Source organism: Nocardia crassostreae, assembly GCF_001613405.1.
Lineage (GTDB): Bacteria > Actinomycetota > Actinomycetes > Mycobacteriales > Mycobacteriaceae > Nocardia > Nocardia crassostreae.
The window spans coordinates 1-15,144 of the sequence record NZ_BDCH01000048.1 but is presented as its reverse complement, the minus strand read 5'-3'; the positions used below and the strand labels follow the sequence as shown (position 1 = coordinate 15,144).

At 64.9% G+C, this 15,144-nt stretch carries 14 protein-coding genes and 2 pseudogenes; 1 reads left to right on the top strand and 15 read right to left on the bottom strand.

What is annotated here, in order from left to right; genetic code table 11:
- Positions 1-3 precede the first annotated feature (3 nt).
- The 15 genes and pseudogenes from NC4_RS38010 to NC4_RS37950 form a co-directional block, all read right to left on the bottom strand.
- Positions 4-696 carry a Rossmann-fold NAD(P)-binding domain-containing protein gene (locus NC4_RS38010; protein WP_157555474.1) on the bottom strand — a complete coding sequence of 231 codons (693 nt, stop codon included), beginning with the start codon at positions 694-696 and terminating at the stop codon, positions 4-6.
- On the bottom strand, positions 656-769 hold the full coding sequence (locus NC4_RS45005) for an NAD-dependent epimerase/dehydratase family protein (protein WP_157555473.1): 114 nt from the start codon (positions 767-769) through the stop codon (positions 656-658). The genes NC4_RS38010 and NC4_RS45005 overlap by 41 nt, the downstream gene beginning before the upstream one ends.
- A 66-nt stretch (positions 770-835) precedes the next feature.
- Entirely contained in the window at positions 836-1,243 is a 408-nt protein-coding gene (locus tag NC4_RS38005; protein WP_067549257.1) for a VOC family protein, read from the bottom strand.
- A gap of 309 nt (positions 1,244-1,552) precedes the next feature.
- Positions 1,553-2,218, bottom strand: a complete 666-nt coding sequence (locus NC4_RS43790; protein ID WP_245722207.1) for an MFS transporter — start codon at positions 2,216-2,218, stop codon at positions 1,553-1,555.
- Positions 2,219-2,290: 72 nt separating this feature from the next.
- A complete protein-coding gene (locus NC4_RS43785) occupies positions 2,291-3,016 on the bottom strand; it encodes an MFS transporter (protein WP_245722206.1) in 726 nt (241 codons plus the stop codon).
- A gap of 24 nt (positions 3,017-3,040) precedes the next feature.
- Positions 3,041-3,788 (bottom strand): annotated as a pseudogene (locus NC4_RS37995) (ABC transporter permease).
- Between the two features lie 50 nt (positions 3,789-3,838).
- Entirely contained in the window at positions 3,839-4,999 is a 1,161-nt protein-coding gene (locus NC4_RS37990; RefSeq protein WP_067549254.1) for an ABC transporter substrate-binding protein, read from the bottom strand.
- Entirely contained in the window at positions 4,996-5,721 is a 726-nt protein-coding gene (locus NC4_RS37985; RefSeq protein ID WP_067549306.1) for an ABC transporter ATP-binding protein, read from the bottom strand. Before NC4_RS37985 ends, NC4_RS37990 begins: the two co-directional genes overlap by 4 nt.
- Before the next feature lie 36 nt (positions 5,722-5,757).
- Positions 5,758-6,381 carry a class I SAM-dependent methyltransferase gene (locus NC4_RS37980; protein WP_067549251.1) on the bottom strand — a complete coding sequence of 208 codons (624 nt, stop codon included), beginning with the start codon at positions 6,379-6,381 and terminating at the stop codon, positions 5,758-5,760.
- A gap of 38 nt (positions 6,382-6,419) precedes the next feature.
- Positions 6,420-7,844 (bottom strand): cytochrome P450, encoded by a 1,425-nt coding sequence (locus tag NC4_RS37975; RefSeq protein ID WP_084530179.1) that lies wholly within the window; start codon positions 7,842-7,844, stop codon positions 6,420-6,422.
- Between the two features lie 11 nt (positions 7,845-7,855).
- On the bottom strand, positions 7,856-8,527 hold the full coding sequence (locus tag NC4_RS37970; protein ID WP_067549246.1) for a class I SAM-dependent methyltransferase: 672 nt from the start codon (positions 8,525-8,527) through the stop codon (positions 7,856-7,858).
- A 66-nt stretch (positions 8,528-8,593) separates the two neighbouring features.
- Positions 8,594-9,781 (bottom strand): thiamine pyrophosphate-dependent enzyme, encoded by a 1,188-nt coding sequence (locus NC4_RS37965; protein ID WP_067549242.1) that lies wholly within the window; start codon positions 9,779-9,781, stop codon positions 8,594-8,596.
- Between the two features lie 46 nt (positions 9,782-9,827).
- Positions 9,828-11,846, bottom strand: a complete 2,019-nt coding sequence (locus NC4_RS37960) for a thiamine pyrophosphate-binding protein (RefSeq protein ID WP_084530177.1) — start codon at positions 11,844-11,846, stop codon at positions 9,828-9,830.
- Positions 11,834-12,931 (bottom strand): aminotransferase class I/II-fold pyridoxal phosphate-dependent enzyme, encoded by a 1,098-nt coding sequence (locus NC4_RS37955; RefSeq protein ID WP_067549236.1) that lies wholly within the window; start codon positions 12,929-12,931, stop codon positions 11,834-11,836. The genes NC4_RS37960 and NC4_RS37955 overlap by 13 nt, the downstream gene beginning before the upstream one ends.
- Positions 12,931-13,998, bottom strand: coding sequence for a UbiA family prenyltransferase (locus NC4_RS37950; protein ID WP_157555471.1), 1,068 nt, complete (start codon positions 13,996-13,998; stop codon positions 12,931-12,933). The genes NC4_RS37955 and NC4_RS37950 overlap by 1 nt, the downstream gene beginning before the upstream one ends.
- Positions 13,999-14,203: 205 nt before the next feature.
- Here NC4_RS37950 and NC4_RS37945 point away from each other — a divergent pair.
- Positions 14,204-15,065, top strand: a pseudogene (locus NC4_RS37945) (alpha/beta fold hydrolase).
- Positions 15,066-15,144: the final 79 nt, after the last annotated feature.

Below are 15,144 nucleotides of genomic sequence, written 5' to 3'. Positions count from 1 at the left end.
TGATCAGCGGTAGGAAACGGCGGTCAGGTCCGATATGACGTCGGGGCCCTTGGGTTCCCAGTTCAGCTGGTCGATTCCGGCCTGACCGGTGACGGTCTGGCTGAGGGCCAGGGCGTCGGCGAAGGGCTCGCCCAGTTCGGCTCGGGCCCGGTCCAGGGGCCAGACCTCGGTTTCACCGGAGACGCCGGCCGCCCGGGCCGCGGCCACGGCCAGGTCGGCGACCGGGACGGCGGGCTGACTGATCGCATGCCAGACCGAACCTGCCGGGGCCGCATCGACGACCTTGGCGAAAAGGTCTGCGAGGTCGTCGATATGGACCATGGGCCACACGATCGAGGAGTCGGCGACGAGCACGGGAGCCTCGTTCTTTCGGGCCAGATCAACCAGCAGAGCGGGGATTCCGCCGCCCCGCCCGTGGACGATGCCGGGGCGGATGACGGCCGTTCGGATGCCCGTGTCGGCCAGCGCGAGGACTTGACGTTCGATGTCGGGGCGGTACCCGACGATGGGGATCGGATTGGTGGGCGTGGTTTCGTCGGCGTCGACGGCCACATCGCCACTGGGCGTGGCCAGATTGATGACGGCGTCGATGTCGGGGGTTACGGCCGCGGTCAGCAACGCAGGGTCGGTCAGGTCTCCCGTGCGGGTCTCGTACTCACTCGCGCTGTTGTCGGCGCTCGAGCGCCACGATATCATGTCCGAGGGACGAGAGGTGTTCGGCGACAGCGGAACCCACATAACCGCTCGCACCGATGACTAGTAACCGCATGAGAATCTCCTTCTGGTTGTCACAGTTCCCCGGGGCCCGGTGGGGCACAATCAAGATCGGATGGCGTCAGTCGCCTGCGTACTGCTCCGCGTACTCGGCGTTGGGCGCGATCGGCGTGATGACATCGATCAGGATGCCGTTCGGGTCGACCACGATGAAGTGGCGTTGTCCGAAGTCCTCGCTGCGAATGTCCAGAGCTACCGGCAGGCCTTCGCGATGGACGAGCCGGTCCCATTCCGCGTCGACGTCCTCGACCTCGACGTTGAGCAGGATGCCTTGCGCCGGTTGGCGATATCCCTCGGGAACGGTCGGGTGGGCGTAGTCCAGGAGCGCCAGTTCGTATTCCTTGCGCCGCAGACCGATGTACCAGTCGGCCTCGAAGGTGATCTCGAAGCCGAACAGCCGGGTGTAGAAGTCCCGCGCCTCGCTCAGCCGGGAAACGCCGAGCACTGTGTAGAAGCTGTTGAGGTTCATGATTCTCCTTGGTGGCGATGACCGGTTCTCGGCCGAGGCTGACGCCTCAACATCGTCTGGCCAGCATCGCCGCCGGGTACCTGCGCGATCAACGCCAAATATCGACAGACACTCTTAACCCTGCTGTTAACAAACAAAGGCACGGCGTGGGTTCATGAGACTCGCTTCGAGACCTTTCGCGGATGGGAATCCCACCAAACGACCTGCACACCAAGGGACTCCGGAATGCATCTGATGCCATTCCGGACAGTCAGGCATATCCGAGCTCCCTGGCCGGCCGGGGAGTCGTGTCGAGCGGGTGGCGGTTGGTTAGACCGGTATTGTCGCCGGTCTGTCGGGATCGGTGATCGGGTCCAGCTTCCGGATGCGGATCGTGATTGCGACTACCATGGCTGCTGTCACGAAAAAGGCTGCACACCAATAGAATCCGATGCTGTATCTGTGTACCGCGGCGCGGGCCGATAGGTCCGGGGTGGGCGGGTGGGTGAGGACGTATCGGGTGGAGACCTGTACGGCGATCGTGGTGAGCAGGGCGGTTCCGATCGAGGCGCCGATCTGCTGGACGGCGTTCAACAGGCCACTGGCCACACCGGTGTCGCGATCGTCGATGGCGTAGAGCGCGGTGGCTTGCATGGCCACGAAGATCTGCGCCATGCCGAGCGCTATCAGGATCTCGGCGGGAAGGACTGCTGCCCAGTAGGATTGGCCAATCTGTAGCTGCGCCAGATAGATCAGGCCGACCGCGCCGAGTAGCGCACCGGCCAGCATCAGTACGCGCGGGCCGAGCTGGGGCAACAACTTGCTGGCTATGCCCGCGGAGATGACGATGCCGAAAGGGAAGGGCAGGAAGGCGATTCCGGCCTTCAGGGGCGAATAGCCGAGGGTCAGCTGGAAGTAGTAGCTGAGGAACAGGAATACCGCGTACATCGCGACCGGAACCAGCAGCGCGACCAGGAACGAGCCACCGCGATTCATCTCACCCGGGATACGCAGGGGCAGCAGCGGATTGGCGACACGCGCCTCGATGGCGACGAAGGCCAGCAGCAGTCATGCACCGGCCACCAGCAGCGCGACGGTGCTGACCGCGCCCCATCCCGCCTGCGCTGCTCGATTGAATCCGTGTACGACGCTCGCCAGGCCCGCGGTCACGAAGATCACACCGGGCAGGTCGTAGCCGCCCTCCCGCCGGACCGGCACATCCCGCACGACGACCAGCAGGGCGGCCGCCGCGGTGGCGAGCGCGATCGGAATATTCACCAGCAGGCACCAGCGCCAGGACGCGTACTGCGTCAACGCTCCGCCACCGATGAGCCCGATCGCGAACCCCGCGCCGGACACGCCTCCGAAGACCGCGAAGGCCCGGGCCCGCTCCTGTGCCGCGGTGAATGTCACCGACACCAGCGACAGCGCCGCGGGCGCCAGCAGTGCCGCGAACAGACCTTGCAGCGCGCGGCCGGCGAACAGCATGCCGGGGTTCACCGCCGCACCCGCGAGGGCCGAGGCCACCGTGAATCCGGCCAGGCCGATCAGGAAGATCCGCCGCCGGCCGACATAGTCCGCCAGACGGCCGCCCAGCAGCAGCAAGCCGCCGAACATCAGTGTGTAGGCCGTGAACACCCATTGCTTGTCGGCATCGCGGATGCCGAGGTCGGCCTGCGCATAAGGCAGTGAGATCGTCACGATCGTCGCGTCCAGGACCACGAGCAATTGCGCGATCGACAGCACCAGCAGCGCCCACCAGCGACGGTCCGACGCCGCCCGTTTCTCGGACATGAACTCACCCTTCACTTTTCGATTTCAGGCGACCGCACGATCGCGGAAGGTCCGCCCGGGCAGGCGACTCGCCACGAAGTCCACCGCGGATCCGAGTACGCCGATGACGAGGATGATGGCCACGACCTGGTCGTAGGCCAACTGATCTCGGGCATTGAGGATCTGATAGCCCAGACCCGATCTGACCCCGAGCATCTCCGCGGATCCACGCCGTACCGAGGCCCAGGCGCAGCCCGGTCCGGACGTGATCACGCACGGCCGGAATGATCACGACTCGCAGCTGCTCCAGGCGCGTCGCGTGAAAAGACCGCGCCACGTCGAGATAACCGCGGTCGATCGCATGCACCCCGGACACGGTGTTGAGCAGGATGGGCCACATGGCCGCGGCCGCGACCAGGAAATAGACCGGCTGATTGCCGATTCCGAACAGCGCGACGGCGATCGGCGTCCACGACAGCGGCGAGATTATGCGCAGGAACTGCACGACAGGCGTTGCCGCGCTGTGGATCCGGGTGCTCAGGCCGATCAGCAGACCCAGCGGCACACCGATCACCATCGCGATGGCCAGTCCGATGACCAAGCGCCACAAACTGATCGCCGCATCGGAGATCAGCACGCCGCGGTCATACAGCTCGCTGATGGCGGGCAACGCACGTTGCGGCGCGGTCTGCCGCAGCAGCGAATGCTCCGGCGACAATACCGTTGTCGCCAGCCACCAGAGCAGCACCGTGAGAATCACCGCTGTCGCCGCGGGCCAAACCCTGGCCAGCACCGACCGGGGAGCCGTGCGTCGTGCGGGGTTCGATCGAACGAGGGTAGAAGTCACAGCAATTGCACCTGTTCAGCTCTGACAAGGTCGGCGGGCAGCCCGAAGGCCCGCGTTCCTCCTTGTGCGGCAATCGAATTCAGCACGAAGCTGTCGTCCACCAGCCCCGCGTGCACCGTGTTCGGATCCAGCTCGTCAAGGAACCCGCGGTCACCGTCGACCACTGTGTCGTGCATTGCCTCGACGAGCTTCCGGGTGAAACTCGGATACGGGTACGGCTGAAAACCCACGAGGTGCGGTGACCAGTCGGGGTGCCGCAATTGATAGGGCGGCGTGGGGTAGGTGAGCGCCGTGCGAACCGCGGGCAGCGGCTGGGGCAGGTAGCTACCGGACGTCAGCGCACCGGCGGCCTGATTCCGATCCGCGGTGATCCGCAGCTGCGCGGAAACCACCGCGTCCGTGACCATCTGCACTGCGGCCGGCCGCTGCGCGATCACATCCTCCCTGGTGACCAGGACGCAGCAGGCGTGCTCCCGCCACACGTCGCCCAGGAAGGTGTGAATTCGCCCGATCTTCTTGATCTGCGCGATGGCATTGAACGGATCGGCCACCACGTACCCCGCGATGGAGCGATTCGCCAGCGCGGGAACCATATCCGACGGACTCATGACAATGAGTTCGACGGTCCGTTGGGATCGCGACGCCCCGCGCCGGACCACCGGTGTGATGTCGTGCGCCCGCAACAGCTGCTGCAGAACGATATTGTGGATCGACCACCAGAACGGGATGGCAACCTGGGATCCCGCCAGTTGCTCCAGATCCGTGATGTCCGGCGCGACGGTGAGCGCCGAGCCATTGGTGTGATTCCACCCCAGCACGCGCACCCCGGCGCCCAGGACGCGCCGCAGTTGCAGCGCCATCGGCATCAAGAGATGCGCGATATCGATCTGACGGGAGACGAACGCCTCCGCCAGCCCGGCCCAGCTGCGGAACAATACGGGTTTACCGCTGCTCACCGCGTCAGAGTAGAGGCCCGCCGAATGCGCGATCAGCAGCGGCGACGCGTCGGTGATCGGCAGATACCCGATGCGCAGCGCACTCTCGCGCCGCCCGGCGGTCACCGCACTGCGGGCCAGCTCCGCCGAGCCGAAAAGCCCTGCGGCAACGGTCAATCCCGTCGCACCGGCCAACAGGCGCCGTCTCGAAATCTCTGTCAAGGAACCGCAACCTCGTCCGGATGGTACTGCTGGAGAATGTCGTCGCGGAGCGCCGCCGAGGTCTCGCCGCCGGTTCGCACGTCCCGCCATTCCCGGCGGATCCTGCCTCGGTCGAGCAGCACGATGCGATCCGACAAGGCGATCGCCTCCTCGACGTCGTGCGTGATGAGCACGACCGTCGCCTCGATCTCGGTGACGAGCTCGGCCAGCCAGTGCTGTAGGTCGATTCGAGTCGCCGGGTCCAGGGCACTGAACGGCTCGTCGAGCAACAGCAGCCGCGGCCTGGTCGCGGCCGCCCGCAATACGGCCACGCGCTGGGCCTGCCCGCCCGACAATTCGCTCGGATACCGCTGCGCCAGGCCGTCCAGGCCGAAACGCCGCAACAGGGTTGCCGGGTACCGACTGTCGAATTCATGACGATGGGCGGTGAATCGCCTTGCCAGCGAGATGTTCTCGATCACGGTGAGCCACGGCAGGAGCACGGCTTGCTGGAACACCACCCCGGTGCGCGGGCGGGCGCCGTCCTCATTCCAGCTCACCGTTCCGGAGGTCAGCTGCTCCAGTCCCGCCAGCACCCGCAGCAGCGTGGACTTGCCGCTGCCACTCGGGCCGAGCACGGCGAGAAACTCACCCCGATCGATCGAGATATCCACATTGTCCAGCACCAGATTGTCGCCGAACTTCTTTTCGCCGCAATCGACCGCCAGTTCATATCCGGTCAGGTCGACCACCTCCCAACGCCACCGATCATCAGGGTTCTAAACGCCTTTGACGCCGGTCAGCCGCGTGTACATGCCGCCGTGCACGCTGTCGATGACCACGTCGTTCAACTGCTCGGTGAAGACCTGCGCGAACGGCTCGAGCTTCTTGTAGTGAGACCCGACGATGAAGGACTTCAGGAAGTTGTATCCATTGATCACGGGATACCCGAATCCGGACGTTCGCGGCAGGGCATCGATAATGCGCACCTGAGTACCGGGCTTCAGGTTCGCGAGCAGCTCGTCCAGCTTCTGCGACGGGTCCGGAACACAGCTCATCGCAATGCAACTGAACACCACGTCGACGTCCTTGAGCAGGGGTGTCGTCGCGATATCGTCGACCACGAGCTTCACATTGTTCCACCCGTTGGCCACCACCCGCTTCTCCGCCTTGGCGAGAATGGCCGCGTTGTTGTCCAACCCGATCACCCGGCCCGACGGGCCGATCGCCTCGACCAATGCCGGGAAGGCGAGTCCGGTACCGCATCCGAGATCGGCCACCGTCTTGCCGGACAGGTCCAGACCGGCGACCAGCGCCGGGTGCAGCTTGTCGATCCCGCCGAGAGAAAGCACCCACGCGGTCCCGTCGTAAATGGGCGCCGCAATATCGTACCGCTCTGCCATTTTCGTAGTCCTCTCAGTTTCTGTACAGCTGAATGGTTTTAACGGCGCGTCAATCGAACGCGGAATCCGCCTTTGATCGTCGGCGCCAGCCCGGTGTCCTCGCGCAGCGCGAAGTTCGGCGGAATCTCGACCTTGTACCGGCTCAATATCAGGGCAACGAGGTAGGGCGCGATCAGGTATCCGAGTTGGGCGCCGGTGCATCGATGCGGGCCCGCGCCCCACGCGAGGAAGTGCAGCAGGCGAGGTTGATCCACCCGTTTGCTTTTGTCGTAGAACCGATTCGGATCGAAGGTGTCGGGATCGGTCCACCAGCGCGGATCGCGGTGGATCGCCGAGATGGGAGCTCCCAGCATGGTGTTCGGCGCGATATCGAGCCCTTGGAAGTTCGCCCCGGTGGCGGTGAATCGCAGCAGGAGCGGAAACCCTTGCATCCGGATCGATTCCTCGAAACAGGCTTTCACCCAGCGCAGGCTGCGCACCGAGTCGATGGTCGGCTGCGACAGATCGACCGTCCCGCACTCGTCCACCGCGCGATCCGTCGCCTCGGCGTCGAGAAGCGTGCGAACGACCGTCTGGGTGATGGCGCCCGCGGTGGTGCCATACGACGCGCTCGTCATGGTCGCCACATCGAAGCAGAGGTCCCAGAAGGTCATCGGGGTCTTCAGCTTCTTGTACCCGAGGATCATGCCGTCCAGGACATCGCCATAGGTTCCCAGGGCCGGCGAATTCTGCCGCTCGACAACGCGATTCTTGACAATCATCGCTGCGGAGTACACCGTCCACGGCCGAATGTTGTACGGGCCCCACCGGCGCACCAGATTCGGCGGATCAGCGATCTTCAGCGTCGATCCGAGGAACTTGGTGAAGGTCGCCATGCCCTCGTGCAGCTCCGCCATCTCCTTGGGAGTGAAGGGCTCGGTGAACGTCTGCTTGAGCACGCCTCGCAAGAGCGTCTGAAATATCGCCTCTTGCAGATCGGTCACGCCGTCGGCGTCGGTCGCGACGGCAATGTTCGTATCGAGGGTCTGCAGGTAGGCATCGACATTGGCTTGAAACGTATTCTTCAGGCCGTCTCGCGTGACCAGCGGACTGACGATTCGGCGACGCTCCCGGAAGATCTCTCCCTCGATGGACGACAGCCCGTTCTGCCGCTTCGCCAGAGCAGGATGGTAATTCCCGAACTTGCTGTAGTCGCCGGACGTGTCACTCATTGCCTTGTGCACGTCTTCTGGATTGCCCAGTACGACGAGGTCACGGAGTGGGAGCTTGATTCGGACGACGTCTCCGTACTGCCGGACCGAATCCCGCAGGAACTTGTTGCGATCCTTCGAATACTCGGGGTACGAACCCATGATGCGATGCCCCGGCGGTCCGGGCAGGTGAGCATTCGAGAAACGGCGGCTGGTGAGACTGGTGACGGAGTGCACCTTCGGCGCTCCGAGGTGCGGGCATTCGGTAGACATAAAGGATCCTTCTACTTGCGGAAGACGTACGCACGGACCAAGCCGCCGTGGTACCGCGCTTGCGAGTCCAACGTCAGTCCGGCGCTTTCACAGCGGGTGATCGTGTATTCCGCGCCGCGATCCGATTCCACTTCCTCGGTCATGTGGGCAACCGGATCCAGACCGAAAATTCCTGCGACCTTGCGGGTTACGAGCAAACGGAGCTTCATGATCTCGAGCAGCACCCTGTTGTCCGGCATTGCCAGTTCGATCAGGAGAAAGCGCCCGCCGTCGCGGAGCACCCGGACCGTCTCCGCGAGCGCGGTCGCCGGGTCGTCCATATCGTCGAGCGCGAAGCACATGACGACGGCATCGAAGGCCGACGACTCGAAGGTCAGCTCCTCCGCGCTGCCCTGCATGAGGTCCCATTCACTGCGGGGGTGCTCGTGCCGCAGTCTGGTCAGCTTGCGCCGCGCCACTTCCAGCATCTGCTCATTGAGATCGACGGCCCAATAGGAGATAGGGAATCGATATTCGCCCGCCAGCGCGGACGCGATCTCGGCGGTTCCCGCGGCGACATCGAGTACCCGGGAACCGGTGTCGAGCCGCAGCATGCGAACCGCCTCGCGGCGCAGCCTCTTGTCGCCCCCCAGTGTCATGATCGAATTGACCAGGTCGTAGCGCGGCACGATTTTCGTGAACATCGCCTGAGGCGTGGCAGGACGTGCTCCGGCCATTTCAAAGCCCTCCTCTCTCGTTGACTGGACACTTCATTCGCGTGGACCCATGCGACGCATCGCCTGCACGGCCGCGTCGGCGGCGACCGCCTTCACCATCGACCAAGCGCCTGCTCTCGCGGATTTGCCGTCACGCAGCCAGCCCGATGCGAGTCCCACGACCTGGCGCAGGTGAATGCGTCCCGCCAGCGCGGGCGCCTCCACCGCGGGAATGCGCGCGTCGATGAGCGTCGGCCCGTCGCCGCGCAGCGCGGATCGGAATGCGATCCCGAATTCCTCGGAGGTCCGCGCCGTCACCGCGGGCAGCCCGCAATGCCGGGCGAAGCTCGCGAAATCCAAGGGCGCGAATTCCGACGAGCTGTCCGGCCAGCCCATGATCCAGCTCTCGAACTTGATGGCGGCCAGCGCGCCATTGTTGAAAACGACTATGACCGTGGTCGATTCGGCCTGCGCGGCATTGCGGAGCTCGGCCAGCGTGATACCGATTCCGCCGTCGCCGACAATCGCCACCGAGATGTCGTCGGGATTCCGCACAGCGGCGTCCATCGCGGCGGGTACCGCGAAGCCCATGGTGGCGAACGATGCGGTCCACAGGTATCGGGATGCGGACCGTACATGGCGGTACGCCCACAGCGTGTTGATACCGACATCCACACTCAGGGTGGATGCTCTCTCGGCTTGCCCGAGCTCATGATCGATGATCTGCGCGGCCGTGACCGCGCGCAATTCCCGCGCGCTTTCCCGCGGCCCCTTGCACTGTGCGGTGTCGGGCCGGGCGGTAACGCGTTCGGGGACACGTTCGTTCACGCATCCGATCAGGGCCTCCAGCAGTGCCCGCGCGTCACCGAGCAGACCGGCCGATTCCGGCGGGAGGCGAAGGAAGGTCAGCGGATCGGCGTTGAGGGAGACCACCGGACCGTTGCCGACGAGTTCGAAGGCGGAACCTCGCCAGGACACGCCCACCAGGACGACGAGCTCGCTCTGCCGGATGTGCTGCATGGCCTCGTCATGGCCGGAGGTACCCACCAGGCCGTCGCAGTGCTCCCCCAGCACATTCGCGGCCAGTGCCCCCATGGTGCAGTAGAGCGAGGCTCCGGTGCGTGCGGCCAGCTCGAGCAGTTCGCGTCGTGCGCCTGCCCCGCCACGGCCCACGACGATCGAGACATTCTCGGCCGCGTCGAGCAGCTTCGCCGCTCGCGCGATCTCTTCGTGGGCGGCCATGGTGCTACCGGGAAGTCCGACCAGGGACGTCGGAATCTGGTGCGCGCTAATACTTTCCACGAGCTCGGCGCTGCTGCCCGCGGATATCGCGGAGCTCGAGACGTGAATGTGCGTCACGCCCTTTCCCCCGGCGGTCACGGTCAGCAATGCGTCGCGCAGGCGCGTCGAATCCTCGGCGGTGCCGTCCAGGACCACCGATATCGCCGAGATCTCCCCCCAGCACGTCCACCGGATCCAGGAACCAGCGGTCGATCTCGAAGGAGACCAGCAGCACCGACGCGCTGTCGAACGCGGCGTCGTAGAGCCCGTTCAGCTGTGCGAGCAGTTCCGCGGGCGAGGTCACGACGGCACACGCCGGAGTCCCGGTGGCCTTGTAGGCCGCGGTCGCCCGCATGGCGGCCGCCTGCGTATCGGCGACGATATGCACGTCGAGGTCCGGCGATGTATGCACCGAACCCAGTCGCGCACGACCGGTTCGGGACAGATAGACCGAGTCGACGCCACGACCCGCTATCGCGCCGAGTAGATCGCTCGCGAACCGGACGGCCTCGGCATCCACCGTCTCCGCGGCCGGTCCCGGTTCCATTTCCACTGCGGCGGTCAAGATCAGGACCGGACCCTGCTCCCGATCGGCCTCCGCCAATCCCGCATTCAGCTCATCCGGATTCTCCGCCCAGAGCACCCGTATTCCGAAGGCCTGAGCCAGATCCCGGATCGTCGCACCGGATTCCGCCGCGCAGACCACGGTGACCGGAAGCGCGTAGCGCGCGGCGGTGGACAGCTCCGCGATGTACTGATCCAGCGCCGCGAGCTCGGTCAGTGCGTAGCATCGATCCCCGGCCGCCAGTGCGAGACCGATGGCCATCGGGAGCGCCGAACCCTCGGCCTCCAGATTCCACGCACTGTGGACATTCGCATGCTCACCGAGGAATCGGCGCGACAGTCGCTGGATCGGTCCGGGGTCGACAGCGACCGAGGCGTCCGCCAGCCGCCGCGTGAGCACCGCCCATCCCGCGGGTGCTTCCCGGTCCTGCCGCGCCGCGGACGACGGCTCCGAGTTGTCTTGGGCCGGACGGCCTTTGCGGCTCGAGACCGCGGAGGTCAGGGATTCCAGAATCGCCGGAACATCACCGGCGATTCCCACCCGTCGGCAGCGCGCGTCGAACCCGGACGCGGCGAGATCGGTGATCTCGATCAAGACCTTCGCCGCGGGGAAGTACCGCTGTACGCCGACGGTTCGGCGACCGATGAGCAGCACACCGCCCTCGGCCGCCGCGGATCCCTCGTCGTCGACGGGGGTGACCAGCGCCTCCGAGATTCCCGCCTCGGGCAGGGCCAGCAGCCTGGCATCCAATGCGTGTGCGAGCCGGTGGGCGCGATCCACCGATTCCCCGCTGCCGGAACCCAGGACGATCGTCGTCGGGTTCGAGCACAGGTGGTCCGCGAGGTCTTCGACGCGCTTCTTGTCGACCGCCGTGGCACTCCTGCGATCCAGCCGATACGGGCTCGGCTGTTCCGCCGAATCGACCGGTGCGATCAGGAGATCCGAGGGGATGGCGACATGCGCGGAGGTCTGTTCGAGCCGGATCCAGAGCAGTATCTGGTCGAAGACGCCGATCTGGTCGGCCGACATGATGTCCGCGGAGCGCCACGTGCCGTCTCGGAACAGCCGCGAGGATTCGATCTCCTGAAACGATTTCGTCCCGATATCGCCCAGGTGCACCTGTCCGGATATCGCCAGGACCGGCACGCGGTCGTTCAGCCCGTCATACACGCCGGGCAGCAGATGCGTCGCACCCGGTCCGGCCGTGCCGAAGCACACCCCGACGGTGTCCGAGCCCCGTGCGTAGCCGACGGCCATCCAGGAGGCGGCGCTTTCGTGGCGAACCGCGATCACGTCGATCTCGTCCCGCCGCGCGACCGCGTCGGCGAGGCAGTTCACCGATTCCGCGGGCATCCCGAAGATGTAGCGCACATTGTTTCGGACCAATCGATCCACGAGCGCGTCCGCGAACCGGGGCCGCCCCATCAGATCGGCCCCCAGGTACGGATTCATCTGTGGCATGCGTTTGCCTCCATTCGGCTGTATCCATCCACCAGGACATCGACGACTTCATCCAGGTGTTCGACTGTGGGCACAGTGATCCGGACGCCGAGGTCCGGATATTCGCGTATCGCGATCCCTGATCGGGTGCAGCAATCGACCAGAGCTGCCGTGTGCCGCATCGGCATCCAGAGAAAATTGCCGCACGATTCGGGGACGGCGATCCCACGCGCGCGCATCGACGCACTGAACAGCGAACGACAGCGGACGACCGAATCGACCTGAGCGGCAAGCTCATTGCACACATCCAGCGAGGCGATCGCCGCGGCCACCGCCAGCCGGTTCACACCGAAGGGCAGGGCAGCGGTGCGGCAGGCGCCGATCAGATCGCTGTCGCCGACCGCATAGCCCACGCGCAGGCCCGCCAGACCGTAGGCTTTCGAGGAGGTGCGCAGGACAACGAGATTCGAGTGCGAACGAGTCAGTCGAAGAACCGCCGCGGCATCGCCGGTGTGGTCGATATCGATATATGCCTCGTCCACGACGACGACCGTGTGCCGCGGCACCGCCGAGAGGACGATCTCGATCTCCTCGGGGCGCACCTGCTCACCCGTCGGGTTGTGCGGCGAGCAGATCAGGATCGCGGCCGCATCGTCCCCGGCCGCCGCCACCATCGAATCCAGTCGCTGCCACCGAATCCCCGTGCCCGGCACCGGTATTGCCGTCCCACCGGCCTCCGCCACGACTCGCTCGTAGGCATCGAAGGCCGGAACCGCGAAGACGACCCGGCCGCTGTCCCCGGCAATCCGGCGCAGGACGTAGCCGAGCACGCCCACACTGCCCGGCCCTACGATAACCTGATCGGGACCACAGCCCACGAACTCGGCGATCGCCGTCCGCAGCGGACCGTACGCCGCGGATGGATAGTCCGCCGCGCGATCCACTTCGGCCTCTATCGCCTTACGGACGCTCGGTAACGGCGCAAAAGGCAGGGCATTATTCGAAAGGTCCAGCCGGACATCGGAGTATTCATTCTCTTCGCCCGCGCGATATTCGTTCCACACCGCACCCGCACGCGCCTTCAGCAACTTTTCCAGCGCATCCATCACACAACATCCTTCTTTCTGCGAGTATCGAGTTTCAGCGCATCCATCAGGAGAATGACCACAAGCGACCCGGCCACGACTGCGGCCGATGAAAGAGATGGATCCGCCAGCAGGATCCAGGTCGACAGGTATCCCGTCGATACCACCATGTCGAAACGGAGCATGTTGTTCGCCGAGTGGTTGTCGTCGCGGAGGATCATTCGCGCGCACTGCACACAGACGACCGGAAACCACACCAGAGCCAGCAGGTATTTGGCCTCGAACTGCCCGCTGGCCACCAGAATCGCCGGACCCAGATAGACGATGATCGTCCCGGTCGCCGCGACTACCGCGGCCCGCAGCCGGGTGCTGTGCATTGTCGCCGAGGTCAGCAGCCCGGCATTCTTGTCGCCGTAGTAGTCGGGCAGGTTCTTCACCAGCCCCTTGGCCGCGAACCACGCGAACAGATATGCGGCCATGATTATGAACGGCCAATTTCCGAGCACCGCCGGTCCGTGTTCCGCTATGGCGGGAGCCATCAGGAACGGGAAGGCGACATCCAGCGCAAAGAGGAGAATCGACGCCACCGGTCGCGCCTTCACCCGAAACGGCGGCAGCGAGTACTGGTGGGCGATGACGACGCAGATCACCGTCATCAGCACGAAAACCGGGCTCACCAGGGCCGCCAAGGCCAGCATGAGCAGGCACACCGCATAGGCGCTGCGCAGCAGTCGCCGACGGCCGTAGAGACCCAGCAGGTACAGGCGCGCCGGCAGGTTCTCGTTGTCCTCTTCGACATCCGAGTAGCCGTTGAACAGATTCGCGACCGCGCTGTACAGGAATGTTATTGCGAAGCCGATGAATACGTCCAGGCCGATCGCCAGGCCCAGCAACTTGCAGGAAAGGTAGAACGCCAGCATTCCCGGCAAGCAGGTGCGCGGGCGCGCGAATGAAAGGAAGAGTTCGAGTCTGCCCAGAATTCCCGTCGTGTGTCCCTCGGACGAATTTGCCCAATCGATTCTCTCTTGTGCCGACTTCCCCAGAAACTCGTCAAGCGTCGGCGTAGAAATTGTTACAACCACGATCACAGCCCACTCGTCATGAACAGCTTATACGGCGTATTGCGGATCCAGTGGTGTGAGCATACAGCGAAACCTATTGTTGCCCAATGTTGTGCAACCGCCACCTTCGTCAGTTGCACGGGCTCGTGTACAACCGAAACCATTGACAATTCACATGATTCCGCGCAGGCAGGGTATATCAGTCATCGTCCCGAATCGCAGAGAGGTTCCCATGCTGATCGACTTCGTACCCGATAAGAGCCTGTACCCGTTCGACTCCCGCTGGTTCGACTCGTCCGCCGGCCGGGTGCACTACATCGACGAAGGATCCGGACCGGTGATCCTGTTCTGCCATGGCGTGCCGGCGTGGAGTTCCCTCTACCGCCACATCGTGAAAGAATTGCGCGACCGGTACCGCTGTATCGCCGTCGACTATCTGGGTTTCGGATTGTCCGAACGCCCTGCGGATTTCGGTTACACCGTCGCCGAGCACACCGCCGTCCTGGGCGAGCTGATCGATCACCTGCGGCTCGACGACTTCATTGTGATGGGCCACGATTGGGGCGGACCCATCGGACTCGGCGCGGCCTCCCCGCGCGCGGATCGGCTGCGCGGAATCGTGTTGGGCAACACCACATTCTGGCTACCCGAAGCGCGGGCGAATCGGATCTTCAGCAGACTCATCCGCACCCCCCTCATGCAGCGGCAGGTCCTCGAGCGGAACTTCCTCGTGGAACGCGTCCTGCTCGGCGAGCTGGGGCGCAAGCTCACCACGGCCGAAGCCGACCACTATCGCCTGGTGCAGCCCGACGCGGCGACCCGCACGGGACTCGGCGTGATCGCCAAACAGATTCGTGACGCCCGCCCGCTACTGGACCAGCTCTCCCGCGACGTACCCGCCATCCTCCGCGACAAGCCGACCCTGCTGGTATGGGGAATGCGGGACCTGGTCTACCGTCCGAAGGCCCACCTCCCCCGAATGCGCGGGATATTCACCGATCTCGAGGTCGTCGAACTCCCCCCGCGCACAACAGTTCATTCAGGAACACGCACCAGATGAGATCGCGACGGCAATCGCGAAGCGCTTCCCCTGACCCGCTCCCCCGAAGCGCTCGGGCGGCACCCCCTTCGGCAGCGCCGCCCCCACCGATCACGCTGAGCTGCCTCTGATTT

What these genes read in the sequence shown, in the direction of transcription:
- NC4_RS37960 (WP_084530177.1), bottom strand. Translation starts at nt 11,846, where the DNA reads ATGCCACAGATGAATCCGTACCTGGGGGCCGATCTGATGGGGCGGCCC.
- NC4_RS38005 (WP_067549257.1), bottom strand. Translation starts at nt 1,243, where the DNA reads ATGAACCTCAACAGCTTCTACACAGTGCTCGGCGTTTCCCGGCTGAGC.
- NC4_RS43790 (WP_245722207.1), bottom strand. Translation starts at nt 2,218, where the DNA reads ATGAATCGCGGTGGCTCGTTCCTGGTCGCGCTGCTGGTTCCGGTCGCG.
- NC4_RS37965 (WP_067549242.1), bottom strand. Translation starts at nt 9,781, where the DNA reads ATGGCCGCCCACGAAGAGATCGCGCGAGCGGCGAAGCTGCTCGACGCG.
- NC4_RS37955 (WP_067549236.1), bottom strand. Translation starts at nt 12,931, where the DNA reads ATGGATGCGCTGGAAAAGTTGCTGAAGGCGCGTGCGGGTGCGGTGTGG.
- NC4_RS43785 (WP_245722206.1), bottom strand. Translation starts at nt 3,016, where the DNA reads ATGTCCGAGAAACGGGCGGCGTCGGACCGTCGCTGGTGGGCGCTGCTG.
- NC4_RS45005 (WP_157555473.1), bottom strand. Translation starts at nt 769, where the DNA reads ATGCGGTTACTAGTCATCGGTGCGAGCGGTTATGTGGGTTCCGCTGTC.
- NC4_RS37980 (WP_067549251.1), bottom strand. Translation starts at nt 6,381, where the DNA reads ATGGCAGAGCGGTACGATATTGCGGCGCCCATTTACGACGGGACCGCG.
- NC4_RS37975 (WP_084530179.1), bottom strand. Translation starts at nt 7,844, where the DNA reads ATGTCTACCGAATGCCCGCACCTCGGAGCGCCGAAGGTGCACTCCGTC.
- NC4_RS38010 (WP_157555474.1), bottom strand. Translation starts at nt 696, where the DNA reads ATGATATCGTGGCGCTCGAGCGCCGACAACAGCGCGAGTGAGTACGAG.
- NC4_RS37970 (WP_067549246.1), bottom strand. Translation starts at nt 8,527, where the DNA reads ATGTTCACGAAAATCGTGCCGCGCTACGACCTGGTCAATTCGATCATG.